Below are 16,818 nucleotides of genomic sequence, written 5' to 3'. Positions count from 1 at the left end.
CCCGGTCAGTCGAGCTCGATGACCGCGTCCACCTCGACCGCCGCGCCGAGCGGTAGCGCGGCGACGCCGACGGCGGCGCGTGCGTGTCGGCCCGCCTCCCCGAACAAGGCCGCCATCAGCTCGGACGCGCCGTTCGCGACCTTGGGCTGGTCGGTGAAGTCAGGGGTGGAGTTGACGAAGACGCCCAGCTTGACGACCCGGCGGACCCGGTCGAACCCGCCCAGCGCCGCCTTGACCTGCGCGACGACCATCAATCCGCAAAGCCTGGCGGCATCCTGCCCCTCTTCGAGCGACAGGGTCTCGCCCAGGCGTCCGGTCACGACCTGCCCGTCGCGAAAGGGAAGCTGGCCCGATAGGTAGAGCATCCCGCCCGCCTCGACGGTGGGCACGTAGGCCGCAACGGGCGCGGCCGCCCGAGGAAGTGTCAGGCCCAGTTCGGCCAGCTTCGCGTCGATGGTATCGATCATGCGCGGTCGCTGCCCCGACCCCGTCCGCCGGTCAAGTTCTTGGCGTCAAGTCGCGGCGGGCGTCCCCCCGTCGAAGCGCGCCGCGATCCAGGCGCGCGCGTCGCGCCAATCGTCGATGCGGGCGTGGGCGTGCGGCGCGGGCGCGATATGCGGCGCGAGCTCGGGCTCCGACACCATATGCAGGCGGTGGACGCCCGGCGCATGGGTCGCGACCGACTCATGATGGACGGGCAGGTCGTCGACGAACACCGCGACGGTCGCGCCGTATTCGGCGACCAGCCGGGCGACGGGGCCACCCTTGCCGCCCGAATTGCAGACGACCCGCGCGTCAATGCCGAACCTGGCAAGCTGGTCGCCGCGGGGGCCGTGGCACTCGTTGGCGATGTTGGTGAGGACGACGATGTCCGCCTGCTCGCCCAAATCCGCGAGCGCCTCGGCGGCGTGGGGCACGAGCGTCTGGCGACGCATCTCGTCGGGGAAGAAGCCGCCGAGCAGCGCCCACATCTCCTCGCGCGCGGGCGTTTCACCGGTCGAACGGCGGCGCATGCTGCCCCAGATCTCCGGGCTGCCGACGGTGAAGTCCATGTCGTGCGCCTCGCCCACCCAGTCGCCGAAATGGCGAACCATGTGGAGCAGCACCTCGTCGCAGTCGCAGATCAGGAGCGGCCTCAACGCTCGAGCTCCTCATGCGCCGCGACCAGCGTCTCGGGCGCGACCTCCAGCTCCTCGGCGCAGGCGAGCAGGTCGGGTTGGTGGCCCTCCAGGAAGCCGAGCACCGCCGCGAGCACGGCGGGCTCGCCCGCGCGTTCGCGCAAGTCGCCCGGGTCGAGGCCGGTCACGTCGAGGAGGCGCTGCGCCCGGTCGGGCTCGCCGAGTGTCCAGACCAGCGCCCGGAGCGCGAGCGAGGCGGCGTCGGGTGTATCTTGTCGGCGCAAATGGCTGTATCCGAGATGGTGATGGGTCGCGCGATTTGACGAAGAAGGTACTGGTTGTCGAGGACAACGAACTCAACCTCAAGTTGTTCTGCGACCTGCTCCGCGCGCACCACCACTCGGTCGAGCCGGTGCGCGACGGGCGCGAGGCGGTGGACCGCGCGCGCGCGTTCGCGCCCGACCTGATCGTGATGGACATTCAGATGCCGCACGTGACCGGATACGACCTGATCCTGGCGCTCAAGGCCGACGCCGATCTCCGGTCGATCCCGGTGATGGCCGTCACCGCCTATGCGGGACGCGAGGACGAGGAGCGCATCCGCGCCGCGGGCGCGGACGCGTACGTGTCGAAACCGATCAGCCTCCAGCGCTTCATGAACGAGATCGCCGCGCTGATGTGACGCGGGCTGACGTGACGGGGTGTGCGTCGCGGCGAAGCCGCGTCGTCGGTCCTGGCAGTGCCAGGCCGGCCGGGCTTGGGCGAGTCTTGCGGCGGGGCGCCGCAAGCCGCCCCGCGCCTTACTTGATCTTGGCTTCCTTGAACTCGACATGCTTGCGCACGACGGGATCGTATTTGCTGAAGGACAGCTTTTCCGTCTTGGTACGCGGGTTCTTCTTGGTGACGTAAAAGAAGCCGGTGTCGGCGGTGCTGACGAGCTTGATCTTGATGGTGGTCGGCTTGGCCATGGGCCCTATCCTTCTACGAAACGGTGCTGAAACTGCAAAAGCGGCGGACGAGCGCCCGCCGCTTGATTGGCGACGCGCATGACGGAACACCATTCCCAAGTCAACCTGGCGCATCTGTAACGCGACCTTCACACCGATCGTGCAGCCAACGATCGGGACGGGAGAAAACGCCATGACGGGAATGGGACTGGACGCCGTGAGGGCGGACCTGACGAGGCGCATCGCCGCGATCGACGGCCGCGTCGCGCGCGCCCGGGCGCGCGATCTGGCCGGGGAGCTCGACCAGGTACGCGCGATCGCGCACCGGGCGGGGCTGCATCCGGCGGTGACGGTGGCGCACCTGCTCGACCGCGCCCTGTCGCGCGGGGAGCATGGGCCGCTGGTCCATGGCTGGCTGGGGATGCTCAGCGATGCGGTCGGGTGCGAGCGGAGCGACGCGGCGGCGTGCGACGCGTTCGCGGCGGCCTGCGCGGTGCGGCTGGCGGGGTGAGCGTGTGGATGCGTTGATGGCCGCGTTGGCCGGCGAGCGTGCCTGGGTTGCCTTGCCGCCGTTCGCCGGGTCGCGGCGGCGCCGTTCCTCGTCACGGGCGCCGCGATCGCGCTTTCGGCGCCCGGGCCGCCGTGACGCGGGAGCCAATCGGCGCGCGCGTCGTTCCGCTTCCGAACCACATTCCGGAGCATCCCATGGCCGACGCCGTTCCCAAGCAGCTCGACACGCCCACCGACCTGAACCGCAATGACACGCGCAGCGTCGCCGACGGGCTGAATCTGGTGCTCGCCGACTCGTTCGCGCTGTATCTCAAGACCAAGAACTACCATTGGCACGTGTCCGGCCCGCATTTCCGCGATTATCACCTGATGCTCGACGACCAGGCGACGCAGATCCTGGAGACGACCGACGTGATCGCCGAGCGCGTCCGCAAGACGGGCAACGTCACGCTCCGATCGATCGGAGATATTCAGCGCCACCAGTCGATCCGCGACGACGACCGTGATTTCGTGCCGCCGCAGGAGATGCTGGCCAACTTGCGCGAGGACAACCTGAAGCTCGTCGAGGTGATCCGCGATGCCCGCGAGCGTGCGGAAGAGGCGCGCGATACGGCGACATCGTCGATCGCGGACGAGTGGATCGACCAAGCGGAAGAGCGGGCTTGGTTTTTGTTCGAGGCGAGCCGGACGGCTTAGGCGCGGCCTAAGTCTCCGAACCAGCGAGCCGAGCGGCCGGCGCGGCTACGACCGCGACCGACGACGCGGTATTTACTCCCGCGTCGTCGATCGCGCGTCTAAGGCCCCAACGTCAGCAGCCACATGTCCGGTACCGCCCCGAAGCGGAACGGCAATCCGCTCGTCCCCGTACCCGCCGTCACCACCGTAAGCCTCGGTCCTTCACGTACCAACCCACAGCGATAACGCGGCGCGGTCACCTGCACCGGAGCGCCGAGGATGGGAAGCACGACCTGCCCGCAATGCGTATGTCCGGCGAGCAGCAGCGGCACGCCCCCCGGCAGTTTCGGCGCTATCTCGGGCGAGTGCGACAGGAGCAGCGGAACGCCGCCGACGGAGCGCATCGCTTCGAGCGTCGCCGGCAGGTCGGCGTGGCGCGTCGGCGGATCGTCCAGGCCGCCCACGGCCAACGGTCCTCGCCGGACTGCCTCGTTGACGAGCACCCGGACGCCAGCGGCCGTCAGGACGCGTCGAACCCGGCCCGGGTCGGTCCAGTGATCGTGATTGCCGAGCACCGCGACGACGCCCAGCGGCGCGCGCAATCGCGTCAGCGCCGCCAGCCCAGGCGCGGCGGCGATGTCCGCGTGCTCATGACCTGCGATGAAGTCGCCCGCGATCACGATCAGGTCGGGCCGCAGGGCGTTCGCCTGCGCCACCAGTCGTTCGAGCCGCTCCGGCCCGGTGGTGGGGTTCCCGATATGAACGTCGCTCCATAGCAGCACACGGATCGGCAGCGTCCCGTTCGGCCAAGCCGGTAACGCGACCGTCGCCCGGCGAACCACCGCTTTCGAGGTGGCGGTGCCGTAGCTCCAGATCGCCAGCAACAAGGGCGAAAGCAACAGTATCAGGATAAGACGACGCACCCCGGTCGCCTAGCGGGAGCGCGGGCGCTTGCCTATGCGTTCGCTCGCCATGCACGCATTCGCAGCCCTGCTCGACTCGCTCATCTACACCCGTTCGCGCAACGCCAAGCTCAAGCTCGTCGCCGATTACCTCCGCGCGACGCCCGACCCCGACCGGGGCTGGGCGATGGCGGCGCTGACGGGCGATCTCGACCTGCCCGCGGTCAAGCCCGCGCTGATCCGCGCGCTGATCGAGACGCGGATCGACCCCGTGCTGTTCCGCATGAGCCGCGATTTCGTGGGCGACACGGCGGAGACCGTGTCGCTGCTGTGGCCCGCGCCGGTCGTCCCCGTCGCGGCCGAGCCGCTGACCGTATCGGGCGCGGTCGACCGGTTGCGCCACCTGTCGCGCTCGGACGCGCCCGCCGAACTGGCGCGGATGCTCGACCAGCTCGATCCGGAGGAGCGGTTCGCGCTCCTGAAGATGGCGACGGGCGAGCTGCGCGCGGGGCTGTCGGCGCGACTCGCCAAGACCGCGCTGGCGGACGCGTACGGCGTCGATGTCGATCTGGTCGAGGAGGTGTGGCACGGGCTCGACCCGCCATACCTGTCGCTGTTCGATTGGGTGGAGGGGCGCGGCGAGCGGCCCAGCCCCGTCGACGTGCCCACCTTCCGACCCTTCATGCTCGCGCACGGGCTGGAGGATGCGCGCGTGTCGCTCGACGAGTACGCCGCCGAGTGGAAATGGGACGGCATCCGCGTTCAGATCGTCCATGTGGCCGGGCACACGCGGCTCTATAGCCGCACGGGCGACGACGTGACCGGGTCGTTCCCCGACGTGGCGGCCGCGTTCTCGACGCCCGGCGTCGTCGATGGCGAGCTGATGGTGAAGGGCGAGCATCAGGGCGGCGCGCTGGAGGACGGCGGGGGCGCGGCGAGCTTCAACGCGCTCCAGCAGCGGCTCGGGCGCAAGGTCGTGTCGGCGAAGATGCTGGCCGATTATCCCGCCTTCGTGCGTGTGTACGATCTGCTCGTCGACGGGACGGAGGACCTGCGCGCGTTGTCATGGACCGACCGCCGCGCGCGGTTGGAGGCATTCATGCCCGGGCTCGATCCCGACCGGTTCGACCTGAGCCAAGTGATCAAGGCGAGCGACTTCACCGAGTTGGAGGCGATCCGCGCGGGGACGCGCGACGCAGCGATCGAGGGGGTGATGCTGAAACGCCGCGACTCGCCCTACATCGGCGGGCGTCGCGCGGGGCTGTGGTACAAATGGAAGCGCGACCCGCTCACCGCCGATTGCGTCATCATGTACGCGCAGCGCGGGAGCGGGCGGCGGTCGAGCTATTACAGCGACTATACCTTCGGTTGCTGGACCGAGGAGGGCGAGCTCCAGCCCGTCGGCAAGGCCTATAGCGGCATCACCGACGAGGAGCTTCGCCGGCTCGACAAGTTCGTGCGCACCAACACGCTCAATCGCTTCGGTCCGGTGCGCGAGGTGGAGAAAACGATGGTGCTGGAGATCGCGTTCGACTCGATCCACGGTTCGACGCGCCACAAATCGGGGGTGGCGATGCGGTTTCCCCGGATCGCGCGGATACGGACGGACAAGCCGGCGGCGGAGGCGGACAGGGTAGAGACGTTGCGGCGGCTGGTTACCTAGCGATCGCGCGACGCTTGCCCCGCGTTCCGGGCCCGCACACGGGGAAGGCGATCCGCGCGCCGTCCGCGATGATGAGCGCGGTAGCAGGCGGTGACGGGCGTCCTGGCGGGAGCGATGCTCACCCTGACCGGGCAGCAAGTTACATCCATAATGGATGTAACTTGCTGCCCGCAGTCGCGCCCTGCCTTCAACGTCCGCACGATGCGGTGCGCGGCGAGCGCAAGCAGGCCCATCGCCATCGTCGGTATCTTATCGGTCGGGCCGTGGACCGGGCGGGCGAAGGCTTGTTCCGGCAGGCCCGGACGGATCGGCCGGTCGGTCGCGTTATGGACGGCGTGGCTCCAGCCGGATCTCGAACAGGGCCGGCCACAGTTTGCCCGTGACGAACAGCCGCCGCTTGTCCGGGTCCCAGGCGATGCCGTTCGCGACCGCCTCCGGGTCGGCCGCGCCGACTTCGCGCGCGATCGCGGAAAGGTCGATCAACGCGGTCACGACGCCCCTCGTGGGGTCGATCCGGGCGATGTACGGCGTGTGCCAGATGTTGGCGTGGACCGCGCCGTCGAACCACTCCAGCTCGTTCAGGTCGCGCAACGGTCGCCCGCGCAGCGTGACGGCCACGCGGCGGCGCTCGGCGAAGGTCTTCGGGTCGAGGAAGCGCAGCGTCGGCGTGCCGTCTGACAGCACGAGCGAGCGTCCGTCGCCCGCCAATCCCCAACCCTCGCCCGCATAGCGGAACACGCCCCGGCGCTTGAGGGAGCGGGCGTCCCAGCGATGCGCGACGCCGTCGTGCCAGGTGAGGCTGATCAGCTCGTTCCCGTGCGCTGTCAGACCCTCGCCGAACTGGGCGGGCGGTATCGCGGCGCGCGCGAGCACGCGTCCGTCGGCCAGGCGCACGCGGCGCACCTCCGACCTGCCTTCCCGCCCCACGCTCTCGTACAGCGCCCCCTCCCGCCAGATCAGCCCCTGGGTGAAAGCGCTCGGATCATGCGGATAGCGAGCGACCATCGTCGCGGTCAGGATCGGGATCGCCGAGGCCATGGCTGCTTGGGGAGCGGGCTTGACCGCCGCGGGCGATCCGAGCGCCAGCAATCCCGGGAACACGAACAGGGCGCGGCCGACGCGTCCGGGGATCATCGATTTTCCGTGCATCGGCGGCACTCCATAACGGTGCGTCCCGTCGCCTCAACAATTCCGACGACCCGTCGCGTCGGGCACTCACCGAGCGCATACGACGAAGCCCGGCCCCACGTCGGTGGAGCCGGGCTTCCCGATCGGACGAGGGGCCGGATTACTGGCCGGAGGACAGGTTCACCGCCGCATATTTTCCGCGGCGATCAACCTCGATCTCGAACTGGAGGCGGTCCCCCTCGTTGAGCGCGGTCATGCCCGCGCGCTCGACGGCCGAGATATGGACGAACGCGTCGGGCTGGCCGTCGTCACGACTGATGAAGCCGAAGCCCTTCATGGCGTTGAAGAACTTGACCGTGCCCGTCGCCTTTTCGCCAGTCAGCTGGCGCTGGGGCGCGCCGCCCCGGTCACCACCGCCCGGGCCGCCCCGGTCGCCGCCGCCAAAGCCGCCGCCGCCTGCGCGCGGGGGGCCCGCATCGCGGTCGCGCGGCGGGCCGCGGTCGGTGACGGCCATCGGCTCGCCGTCGATCTTGAGCTCGGTCGCCGAGATGCGGCCGCCGCGATCGACGAGGGTGAAGCCCATCGGCTGCCCCTCGGCCAGGGCGGTCAATCCAGCCTGCTCGACGGCGGAGATATGGACGAACACGTCCTCGCCGCCGTCGTCGCGCACCACGAAGCCGAAGCCCTTTTGCGCGTTGAAGAACTTGACCACGCCCGTGCCTTCGCCGACGACCTGGGGAGGCATGCCGCGACCGGCTCCACCGCCGCCGCCGCCGCCGAACCCACCGCCACCGCCGCCGGAGAAGCCACCCCCACCGCCGCCACGGAAACCACCGCCACCGCCGCCGAAGCTGCTCCCGCCGCCACCGCCGCCATAGCTGCTACCGCCACCGCCGAAGCTGCTGCCGCCACCGAAGCGGTCGCCGCCGCCACCGAAGCTGCTGCCGCCGCCGAACTCGCTATCGCCGCCGCCGAAGCCGTCCCGCTTGTCGCGTCCGCGCCCGCCACGGTTTCCGCGGCCACCCTTGTCGAAACTCATAACCCTGTTCGTCTTCCCGGTTCGCCCGTGATCCCGACCAAACCTCGCGCCGGACGAACGCATGAGGGTGGCGCACGCAATATTCCATGCGATACTTCGACGATCCATAGCGGTTTCGTCAAGCCCGGGCGAACGAATTATTCGGTCCGCGACAACTTCACATCGCGATCTCCCGTCACCGTGGCCGACGGGGCGCGAGCGCATGCCCCATGGCGAGCATTGAGTGACGGGGCGCGGGTCGCTAGGGCCGGCGCGATGACCGTGCACCTCCACCAAGAAGACCTGCCCCCCGGCCTGTTCGCCCCCGGCGCGGCGATCGCCGTCGATACGGAGACGATGGGTCTCCACACACCGCGCGACCGGTTGTGCGTGGTGCAGCTGTCCGACGGCGGACCGAACGAACATCTGGTTCGCTTCGCGCCCGGCAGCGACTACGCCGCGCCCGAACTCCGCGCGGTGCTGGGCGACCCGGGGCGCGTGAAGCTCTATCATTTCGCGCGCTTCGACCTCGCGGCGATCCGCCATTATCTCGATACGGTCGCGGCGCCCGTCTATTGCACCAAGATCGCGTCGCGGCTGGTGCGGACCTACACCGACCGGCACGGCCTGAAGGAGATCGTGCGTGAGTTGCTGGGCGTGGAGCTGTCCAAGCAGCAGCAATCCTCCGACTGGGGCAACCCGCAGCTGAGCGACGCGCAGAAGGAATACGCCGCGTCCGACGTGCGCTACCTCCACCGGCTGCGCGACGAACTCGACCGACGGTTGGATCGCGAGGGCCGCACCGACCTGGCGCGCGCGTGCTTCGACTTCCTGCCCCACCGCGCCGACCTCGACTTGGCGGGCTGGCCGGAGGTCGATGTCTTTGCGCACATCTGATTCCGCGCTCGCCGACCGCTCCCGGCGACAGCGCGGCGCGGCGCCGGGCGGCTCGCGCGACCGGTTGATGAGGGGACTGCGCATCGTGCTGCCCATGAGCATCGGCGTGCTCGCCGCGTTCCTGGTCATGGCGCCGTTGACCGCGTCGGGCGACGTGTCGTTCGTGCTCGACAAGAACAAGGTGGAGGTCGCGCGCGAGCGGCTGCGGATCCGATCCGCGCGCTACCGCGGCCAGGACGCGCGGGGCCGCGCCTTCACGCTCGATGCGGGTAGCGCGGTGCAGCGGAGCTCGGCGGAGCCGGTGGTCGAGCTGAACGCGCTGGCCGCCCGGCTCGAGCTGCCGGAGGGCCCGGCGACGCTGCGCGCGAACCAGGGCCGCTACGACATGGCGGCCGACCAGGTACGCATCCAGGGACCGGTCGCGTTTCGCGCCGCCGACGGCTACCGGCTCGACACCAGCGATGCGGTCGCCGATTTGGCCGCGCGTCGGCTGACCGGCACCGGCGCGGTCACCGGGCGCACGCCGCAGGGGAATTTTTCCGCAGACACGATGCGCGCCGATCTCGAGTCGCGCGTCGTCCGATTGGAGGGTAACGCCCGCTTGCGGATCGATCGGCAAGGGGCGAAGTAAGCTCGATGCGCGCGCTCCTTCCCCTCGCCCTCCTGCTCCTGGCGGGATCGGCCGTGGCGCAGGTCCGCCACAACTCCAACGCGCCGATCGACTTCTCCGCGCGCGTCATCGAGCTGCAGGACCGCGCCAATCGCGGCGTGCTGTCGGGCGACGTCGTCGTGAAACAAGCGGACATGACGCTGAATGCGGGCCGGATGACGGTCGCCTATACGGGCCAGGTGCTCGACGGCAGCCCCCAAGTGTCGCGCCTGGATGCGAGCGGGGGCGTGACGGTGCGCCGCCCCGATCAGACCGCGCGGTCATCCTATGCCGTGTACGACCTCAACCGCCGGATCATCACCATGCTGGGCGCCGTGACGCTGAATCAGGGGGCGAACACCGTCAATGGCGGGCGGCTGACGATCAACCTCGATACGGGCCGCGCGGTGATCGACGGGTCGTCGGTCGGATCGGGTGGGGCAGCGACGACGCCGCCGGACGGGATCGTGCGGACGCCGGGCCGCGTCACGGGCACCTTCTCCGTCCCGAAGCGCTGAATACCTACTCCGTCGCGTCGCTTTACCGTAGCTAGGCGATCAGGCAGGTTCCGTGCCAATCGCCGGCATGGTAACGTATCGTCAACCAGCCGAGCCGAGAAGCGAGCCCATCATGGACGCCCTGACCTCCACCGCCACCCTCGATCGTGTCGACGCCTCGAGCCCGGGCGGCGCGAACGGGCTGGAGGTCGTCTCCATCGCCAAATCCTACGACAAGCGCGTTGTCCTGAGCGACGTGTCGGTGTCGATCGCGCGCGGCGAGGTGGTCGGGCTGCTCGGGCCCAACGGCGCGGGCAAGACCACCTGCTTCTATTCGGTCATGGGACTGGTGAAGCCGGACTCGGGCCGCATCATGCTCAATGGCGAGGATATCACCGGGCTGCCCATGTACCGCCGCGCCATCCTGGGGCTCGGCTATCTCCCGCAGGAGACCTCGATCTTTCGCGGGCTGTCCGTCGAGAAAAATATCCTCTCCGTCCTCGAACTCGCCGAACCCGACGGGCAGGCGCGCGCCGCCAAGCTCGACACGCTCCTCGACGAGTTCGGGCTCACCAAGCTCCGCTCCGCCGCCGCGATGGCGTTGTCGGGCGGCGAGCGCCGCCGCGCCGAGATCGCCCGCGCGCTCGCCGCCGACCCGTCGATCATCCTCCTCGACGAGCCGTTCGCGGGCATCGACCCGATCTCCATCGCCGACATCCGCGACCTGGTGTGCCAGCTTAAGGGGCGCGGCATCGGCGTGCTCATAACCGACCACAATGTCCGCGAGACGCTCGACATCGTCGACCGCGCCTACATCATCTACGACGGCCGCGTCCTGTTCTCAGGGTCGCCCACCGACCTCGTGGCGGATGCCAACGTACGCCGGCTGTATCTTGGCGAAGGCTTCTCGCTTTAACGTCATGAGCCCTCTCTCGTCATGAGTTTGGCCCCACGCCTCGATCTGCGGCAGTCGCAGTCGCTGGTGATGACGCCGCAGCTCCAGCAGGCGATCAAGCTGCTGGCGCTGTCCAACCTGGAGATCGAGGCGTTCATCGCCGAGGAGGTCGAGAAGAATCCGCTGCTGGAGGCTGGTGCGTCGGGAGGGGACGCATCCGACGTCTCGGAAGCGCCGCGGACGTCGGACCCGTTCGGGCCGGCCGGGGACGGCCCGGCGGTGGAGCCGACCGAGCCGCCCCTCGATCTGGACTACGCCACCGAGTCGCACCAGCAGGACTCCGTCGCGGACGGCGGTTTCGGCCTGGACGGCGCGCTCGGCCTGAACGGCTCCGGCGGCTCGGCCGGTAGCGAGGACGGCCTCGACCTCGACGCTTTCGCCTCCGCCGCCTCCAGCCTCGCCGACCATCTCCTCGCTCAGATCGGCCCGCTGCTGGCGGGCGTCGACCTGCTGATCGCGCAGCATCTGATCGATCAGATCGACGAGTGCGGCTATCTGACCGTACCTTTGCGCGACATCGCCGACCGGTTGTCCGTACCGCTCGCGCGCGTCGAGCGTGCGCTCGACGTGATCCACACGCTCGACCCGACGGGCGTAGGCGCGCGCGACTTGGCCGAATGTATCGTCCTTCAGGCGAGGGAAGCGGACCGGTACGACCCCGCCATGGCCAGGCTGATCGATCATCTCGAGCTGCTCGCGCGCGGCGATCTCGGGCGGCTGAAGCGCATCTGCCGTGTCGATGACGAGGACATGGCCGACATGATCCGCGAATTGCGCGGCTACGATCCCAAACCCGGCTGCCGCCATGGCGGCGAGCCGTCGCTGAGCGTCACCCCCGACCTGTTCGTCGCGCGCACCGGGACGGGCAAGGAGGGGGGCTGGGCGATCGAGCTGAACACCGCCACCCTGCCGCGCGTCCTCGTCAACCGCGCCTATTATTCCGAACTCAGCCGCAACCGCCAAGACAAGGCGTCGAAGGCCTGGCTCACCGACTGCCTGCAAGGGGCGAACTGGCTGACCAAGGCGCTCGACCAGCGCCAGCGCACCATCCTCAAGGTCGCGACCGAGATCGTCCGCGCGCAGGAAGGCTTCTTCCTGCGCGGCGTGGCGCATCTGAAACCGCTTACCCTAGCCCGCGTCGCCGACGCGATCGGGATGCACGAATCGACGGTCAGCCGCGTCACCTCGAACAAGTACCTGTCCTGCGCGCGCGGCATGTTCGAGCTGAAATACTTCTTCACCAGCGGCATCGCTTCGGTAGCTGGTGGCGAGGGCGCATCGGCGCAGGCGGTCAAAAGCGCGATCCGCCGGCTGGTCGCGGCCGAAGGAGCGGCCGTGCTATCCGACGACACGCTCGTCGAGCTGCTCCGGGCGGAAGGCTTCGACCTCGCGAGGCGGACGGTCGCCAAGTACCGCGAGGCGATCGGCATCGGCAGCTCGGTCCAGCGCCGCCGCCAGCGGGCATTGATCGGGGCATGACAAGCGTCGCAACCTGCCATTAGCCGATTTTTCAGGTATCCCACGTTACGTCCGGCTGCATGGACGCAAGCTTTTCGATCACCGCCGACCCGGCCCGCGACTTGATCGTGATGCGACTGTCCGGCTTCTTCACCCCGGCCGATCTGGCGCGTTTGGTCGCCGAACGTCAGCGCGTCTATGCGACGCTACATTGCGGCCCCAACCAGCATCGGACGCTGTCCGACACCAGCCGGATCAGCATCCAGTCGCAGGACATGGTCGCCCGGTTCGGCGCGATGCTCACCGATCCGACCTACCACTCGCGACGTCTGGCCTTGATCACAGCCTCCAGCCTCGCGCGCATGCAGCTCCAGCGCGCGATCGGTAAGCGCGAAGCGCGGGTCTTCACCGTCGAGGCCGAGGCGATGGCGTGGCTGTTCGCCGACGATGTGAGCGCCGCAGCCTGAACCCTAGTCGTCGTCCTCGTCCTCCATCCCCACCAGGTGCAACGCCCTCGCCTTGATCTGGCGGGTCATGCACCAATGGACCAGCGCGTCCTCCCGCCCGTGCGTGACCCACACCTCCTTCGGCGAGATCTCGAGCAGCGTCTCCGTCAGCTCGTCCCAATCGGCGTGGTCGGACAGGATGATCGGCAGCTCGACATTCTTTTGCCGGGCGCGCTGGCGAACCCGCATCCAGCCCGACGCCATGGCGGTGATCGGGTCGGGTAGCCGCCGCGTCCAGCGGTCGTTCAAGGCGGAGGGCGGGCACATCACGACATGCCCCGCCATCTCCGCCTTCGGGGCATCGGTCGCGGGGCGTAGTTCCCCCAGCTCGACGCCGTGCCGCTGATACAGCTCGCACAACCGCACCAGCGCGCCGTGGAGGAAGATCGGCTTAGCATGCCCTCGCGCGCGCAGCTCGGCGATCACGCGCTGCGCCTTGCCGAGCGCATAGGCTCCGACCAGCACGCACCGATCCGGGTTGGCGTGGAGCCGCGCCAACAGCTTGTCCATCTCGTCGCCCGTGTCGGGGTGGCGGAACACGGGCAGCCCGAATGTCGCCTCGGTCACGAACACGTCGCAGGCGACCGGCTGGAACGGCGCGCAGGTCGGGTCGGGGCGGCGCTTGTAATCGCCCGACACGACGATCCGCTCGCCCCGATGATCCATCACGATCTGCGCCGAGCCGAGCACGTGGCCGGCGGGAACGTAGCCGATCTCGACCTCCCCCATCCGGATCGTCTCGCCGTACGCGACCGGGCGTTCCTCCTGCGGCCCGTAGCGCGCCTCCATTATGACGAGCGTCTCGGGCGTCGCCCACACCGCGCCGTGCCCGCCGCGCGCATGGTCGGCGTGCCCGTGCGTCACCAGCGCGCGGGCCTGCGGCGTCGAGGGGTCGATCCACGCATCGGCCGGAAGCACATGGATGCCGTGAGGATGGGGCTGGAGCCAGTCGCCGAGTTTCGTCATGTCCCGCACTACGCGCGAACGGTGTCCGTGGTGCCGGGATCGTTTGCGCGCCCCCCATCGTTGGGTAAACAGCGATCGAGTAGGAGTGGCTCATGGGTTTTGCTGGTGGTTTGTGGGGTCTCGCGATCGGCGGGGGCATCATCGTGCTCGGCCTCGTGATCGCCTGGGCGATGCGCAACAACAAGACCTCTCGGCGGACGCTGGAGCGGACCGAGCAGGCGACCAAGGACCTGTATGACGGCGACCCGGTGGATCGCACCAAGCGCTGACCAGCTTACCCGAACCGCTGGAGGGCTGGTTCGCGGGCAAGGGCTGGCGACCCCGCCGTCACCAGCTCGCGATGCTGGAGGAGGCGCGCGCCGGCCGCCACGCGCTGCTCGTCGCGACGACCGGCGCGGGCAAGACGCTGTCGGGCTTCCTCCCCACGCTCGTCGACCTGATCGAGCATCCCGCGGAGGGCCTCCACACCCTCTACGTCTCGCCGCTCAAAGCGCTCGCGGTCGACATCCAGCGCAACCTGCTCGCCCCCGTCGCCGACATGGCGCTCGACATCCGCGTCGAGACCCGCACCGGCGACACCCCCTCCGACCGCCGCGCCCGCCAGCGCGTGCGCCCGCCGCAGATCCTCCTCACCACCCCCGAATCGCTCTCGCTGCTGCTGAGCTACCCCGACTCGTTCACCATGTTCGCCGGGCTGAAGACCTTCGTCGTCGACGAGGTCCACGCCTTCGCGACCGGCAAGCGCGGCGACCTGCTTTCGCTCTGCATGGCCCGGCTCCAGCGGATCGCGCCGACCATGCGCCGCGTCGCTTTGTCGGCGACGGTCGCCGACCCCGACGGCTACCGCGCCTGGCTCGCCCCCGACGGCGATATCGACGCGGTCGACGTGGTGCGCGGCGAGCCCGGCGCGGACCCCGACATCTCGATCCTCCTGCCCCAGGACCGCATCCCCTGGTCGGGCCATTCGGGCCGCTACGCTGCGGTCCAGGTGATGCGCGAGATCGAGCGCCACCGCACCTCGATCGTCTTCTGCAACACCCGCAGCCTCGCCGAGCTCATTTTCCAGGATCTGTGGAAGGCCAACGACCAAGGCCTCCCCATCGGCGTCCATCACGGCAGCCTGTCGCTGGAGGCCAGGCGCAAAGTCGAGGCGGCGATGGCCGACGGACGGCTCCGCGCACTCGTCGCCACGGCAAGCCTGGATTTGGGCGTCGATTGGGGGAACGTCGATTGCGTGATCCAGATGGGCGCGCCCAAGGGCTCGTCCCGGCTGCTCCAGCGGATCGGCCGCGCCAACCACCGGCTCGACGAGGCGTCGGAGGCGGTGATCGTGCCCGGCAACCGCTTCGAATATCTCGAAGCCCGCGCCGCGCTCGACGCCGTCGAGGCGGGCGAGCTCGACCCCGACCTGTTCCGCCCCGGCGCATTGGACGTGCTCGCGCAGCACGTCATGGCCTGCGCCTGCGCCGCGCCGTTCGAGGAGCGGGGGCTGCTCGCCGAACTCCGCTCCGCGCTCCCCTATTCGGCGCTCACCGACGAACTGTTCGCGCAGGTGCTCGGCTTCATCCAGGACGGCGGTTATTCGCTGAAGGCCTATGACCGCTTCAAGCGGCTGACGCGCGACCCCGACGGGACATGGCGCGTCGCCCACCCGAAGTTCATCGTCCAGCACCGCCTGAACGCGGGCATCATCGTCGAGGCGACGATGCTCGGCGTCCGCTTCAAGAACGGCCGCCAGCTCGGCCGCGTCGAGGAGGCGTTCGCCGCCACCCTCAGCCCCGGCGACACCTTCTTCTTCGCGGGCTTAAGCCTCGAAGTCGAGCGGATGGACACCGAGGAGCTCGTCGTCCGCGCCACCAGCCGCCCCGCGCGCGTGCCGAGCTACGGGGGCAGCCGCATGGCCTTGTCGACGAGCCTGGCCGACCGGGTGCGCGGCTTCCTGGCCGACCCGAGCAAGTGGCCGGAGTTCCCGGGCGACGTGCGCGAATGGCTGGAGATCCAGGCGCGCCGATCGGTCCTGCCCCGCCCCGGCCAGCTTCTGGTGGAAACCTTCCCGCGCGAGGGCCGCCATTACATGGTCGCCTACAGCTTCGAGGGCTGGAACGCGCACCAGTCGCTCGGCATGTTGGTGACTCGCCGCATGGAGGCGCAGGGGCTCAAACCCACCGGCTTCGTCTCGAACGACTACGCGCTCGCCTGTTTCGGGCTGGAGCCGATCACCGACCCCGCGAGCCTGTTCTCCCCCGACATCCTCGAGGACGAGTTCGTCGAATGGGTGCAGGGCTCCTCGCTCCTGAAGCGCGCCTTCCGCGAGGTCGCCGTCATCGGCGGCCTCGTCGAGCGCCAGATCCCCGGCAAGCGCAAGACGGGGCGTCAGGTCACCTTCTCGACCGACCTGATCTACGACGTGCTCCGCAAATACGAGCCGAGCCACCTCCTCCTCCAAGCCGCCTGGGACGACGCCCGCGCCCGCATGACCGACGTGGGGAGGTTAGCGAACCTCCTCGACCGGGCCGCCGAGACGATGGTCCACATCGACCTCCCCCGCGTCTCCCCGCTCGCGGTGCCGGTGCTGGTGCTGATCGGGCGGGAGCGCATCTCGACCAGCCAGGGCGACGACGCACTGCTGATCGAGGCGGAGGCGCTCGCAGCGGAGGCGATGGCGGAGTAGGGACGCGGCGTAAGGGCGCACGCGCCGAGCGCAGCTCGAAGCGAGACGCCCAAGCCCGGCCGGCGGGTCGGCTAACCGACCCGTTCGACGTCACGGGATTTACTCCCGTGACGGGCTGGCGGTTCGAACTTGGGTAAATGGTTTGAGTGTAATGATGGAGCACGTGCCGGGTCTCCTCGCCCATGCAGTAGCGCAAAGTTCATCTAGGGCTCAAACCCAATCAGCGGGTTGAGCTGAGCGCCGTTCGCTGATTCACCG

Annotated in this window: 20 protein-coding genes; 12 read left to right on the top strand and 8 right to left on the bottom strand. The window is 69.3% G+C overall.

All coding sequences use genetic code 11. The features are described from left to right. Positions 1–5: 5 nt before the first annotated feature. Genes ACFE71_RS02615 through ACFE71_RS02605 form a run of 3 tightly spaced genes read right to left on the bottom strand, consistent with a single transcriptional unit; the run spans position 6 to position 1,402 of the window. Positions 6–467, bottom strand: a complete 462-nt coding sequence (locus tag ACFE71_RS02615) for a RidA family protein (protein ID WP_375427256.1) — start codon at positions 465–467, stop codon at positions 6–8. Positions 468–512: 45 nt separating this feature from the next. After that, a complete protein-coding gene (locus ACFE71_RS02610; protein ID WP_375427255.1) occupies positions 513–1,139 on the bottom strand; it encodes an HAD family hydrolase in 627 nt (208 codons plus the stop codon). Then, positions 1,136–1,402, bottom strand: a complete 267-nt coding sequence (locus ACFE71_RS02605; protein ID WP_375427254.1) for a DUF3572 domain-containing protein — start codon at positions 1,400–1,402, stop codon at positions 1,136–1,138. Before ACFE71_RS02605 ends, ACFE71_RS02610 begins: the two co-directional genes overlap by 4 nt. A 35-nt stretch (positions 1,403–1,437) precedes the next feature. On the opposite strand from ACFE71_RS02605, the gene ACFE71_RS02600 reads away from it, so the two are divergent. Next, positions 1,438–1,800 (top strand): response regulator, encoded by a 363-nt coding sequence (locus ACFE71_RS02600; protein ID WP_375427253.1) that lies wholly within the window; start codon positions 1,438–1,440, stop codon positions 1,798–1,800. A 118-nt stretch (positions 1,801–1,918) separates the two neighbouring features. Here ACFE71_RS02600 and rpmG read toward each other — a convergent pair whose 3' ends face one another. After that, positions 1,919–2,086: a 50S ribosomal protein L33 gene (rpmG, locus tag ACFE71_RS02595; protein ID WP_375403220.1), complete on the bottom strand. Its 168-nt coding sequence runs from the start codon at positions 2,084–2,086 to the stop codon at positions 1,919–1,921. A 172-nt stretch (positions 2,087–2,258) separates the two neighbouring features. On the opposite strand from rpmG, the gene ACFE71_RS02590 reads away from it, so the two are divergent. Both ACFE71_RS02590 and ACFE71_RS02585 read left to right on the top strand, forming a co-directional pair. Then, positions 2,259–2,576 carry a hypothetical protein gene (locus ACFE71_RS02590; RefSeq protein WP_375427252.1) on the top strand — a complete coding sequence of 106 codons (318 nt, stop codon included), beginning with the start codon at positions 2,259–2,261 and terminating at the stop codon, positions 2,574–2,576. A gap of 194 nt (positions 2,577–2,770) precedes the next feature. After that, on the top strand, positions 2,771–3,271 hold the full coding sequence (locus tag ACFE71_RS02585) for a Dps family protein (RefSeq protein ID WP_375427251.1): 501 nt from the start codon (positions 2,771–2,773) through the stop codon (positions 3,269–3,271). A 98-nt stretch (positions 3,272–3,369) separates the two neighbouring features. Here the strand turns inward: ACFE71_RS02585 and ACFE71_RS02580 are convergent, their stop codons facing one another. After that, positions 3,370–4,173, bottom strand: a complete 804-nt coding sequence (locus ACFE71_RS02580) for a metallophosphoesterase (protein ID WP_375427250.1) — start codon at positions 4,171–4,173, stop codon at positions 3,370–3,372. Between the two features lie 49 nt (positions 4,174–4,222). Between ACFE71_RS02580 and ACFE71_RS02575 the strand changes: the two genes are divergently transcribed. Beyond that, positions 4,223–5,815, top strand: coding sequence for a cisplatin damage response ATP-dependent DNA ligase (locus ACFE71_RS02575; protein ID WP_375427307.1), 1,593 nt, complete (start codon positions 4,223–4,225; stop codon positions 5,813–5,815). Between the two features lie 324 nt (positions 5,816–6,139). On the opposite strand, the gene ACFE71_RS02570 is transcribed toward ACFE71_RS02575, so the two are convergent. Together ACFE71_RS02570 and ACFE71_RS02565 are read right to left on the bottom strand one after the other, a co-directional pair. Next, positions 6,140–6,949, bottom strand: coding sequence for a glutaminyl-peptide cyclotransferase (locus ACFE71_RS02570; RefSeq protein ID WP_375427249.1), 810 nt, complete (start codon positions 6,947–6,949; stop codon positions 6,140–6,142). A 154-nt stretch (positions 6,950–7,103) separates the two neighbouring features. Beyond that, positions 7,104–7,982 (bottom strand): cold-shock protein, encoded by an 879-nt coding sequence (locus tag ACFE71_RS02565; protein WP_375427248.1) that lies wholly within the window; start codon positions 7,980–7,982, stop codon positions 7,104–7,106. Positions 7,983–8,237: 255 nt separating this feature from the next. Between ACFE71_RS02565 and ACFE71_RS02560 the strand changes: the two genes are divergently transcribed. The 6 genes from ACFE71_RS02560 to ACFE71_RS02535 all read left to right on the top strand — a co-directional run bounded on the left by ACFE71_RS02560 (position 8,238) and on the right by ACFE71_RS02535 (position 12,884). After that, complete coding sequence (locus tag ACFE71_RS02560) at positions 8,238–8,858, top strand: ribonuclease D (protein WP_375427247.1); 621 nt, start codon at positions 8,238–8,240, stop codon at positions 8,856–8,858. After that, complete coding sequence (lptC, locus tag ACFE71_RS02555) at positions 8,845–9,489, top strand: LPS export ABC transporter periplasmic protein LptC (protein ID WP_375427246.1); 645 nt, start codon at positions 8,845–8,847, stop codon at positions 9,487–9,489. The genes ACFE71_RS02560 and lptC overlap by 14 nt, the downstream gene beginning before the upstream one ends. Before the next feature lie 5 nt (positions 9,490–9,494). Further along, a complete protein-coding gene (locus ACFE71_RS02550) occupies positions 9,495–10,025 on the top strand; it encodes an LptA/OstA family protein (protein WP_375403210.1) in 531 nt (176 codons plus the stop codon). A gap of 112 nt (positions 10,026–10,137) precedes the next feature. Beyond that, the gene (gene lptB, locus ACFE71_RS02545; RefSeq protein ID WP_375427245.1) at positions 10,138–10,920 is read left to right on the top strand and encodes an LPS export ABC transporter ATP-binding protein; all 783 of its coding nucleotides are present in this window, start codon (positions 10,138–10,140) and stop codon (positions 10,918–10,920) included. Positions 10,921–10,941: 21 nt separating this feature from the next. Then, complete coding sequence (gene rpoN / locus ACFE71_RS02540; protein ID WP_375403208.1) at positions 10,942–12,438, top strand: RNA polymerase factor sigma-54; 1,497 nt, start codon at positions 10,942–10,944, stop codon at positions 12,436–12,438. Positions 12,439–12,497: 59 nt separating this feature from the next. Then, complete coding sequence (locus ACFE71_RS02535; protein WP_375427244.1) at positions 12,498–12,884, top strand: hypothetical protein; 387 nt, start codon at positions 12,498–12,500, stop codon at positions 12,882–12,884. A 3-nt stretch (positions 12,885–12,887) separates the two neighbouring features. Here ACFE71_RS02535 and ACFE71_RS02530 read toward each other — a convergent pair whose 3' ends face one another. After that, positions 12,888–13,889, bottom strand: coding sequence for a ligase-associated DNA damage response exonuclease (locus ACFE71_RS02530; protein WP_375427243.1), 1,002 nt, complete (start codon positions 13,887–13,889; stop codon positions 12,888–12,890). Between the two features lie 92 nt (positions 13,890–13,981). Between ACFE71_RS02530 and ACFE71_RS02525 the strand changes: the two genes are divergently transcribed. Continuing rightward, complete coding sequence (locus ACFE71_RS02525; protein ID WP_375427242.1) at positions 13,982–14,158, top strand: hypothetical protein; 177 nt, start codon at positions 13,982–13,984, stop codon at positions 14,156–14,158. A 17-nt stretch (positions 14,159–14,175) separates the two neighbouring features. Continuing rightward, on the top strand, positions 14,176–16,560 hold the full coding sequence (locus tag ACFE71_RS02520; RefSeq protein ID WP_375427306.1) for a ligase-associated DNA damage response DEXH box helicase: 2,385 nt from the start codon (positions 14,176–14,178) through the stop codon (positions 16,558–16,560). Positions 16,561–16,818 lie beyond the last annotated feature (258 nt).

This window comes from uncultured Sphingomonas sp., assembly GCF_964237155.1.
Classification (GTDB): domain Bacteria; phylum Pseudomonadota; class Alphaproteobacteria; order Sphingomonadales; family Sphingomonadaceae; genus Sphingomonas.
Note: the sequence above shows the minus strand (reverse complement) of the source record. Positions and strands in the feature narration are given on the sequence as shown.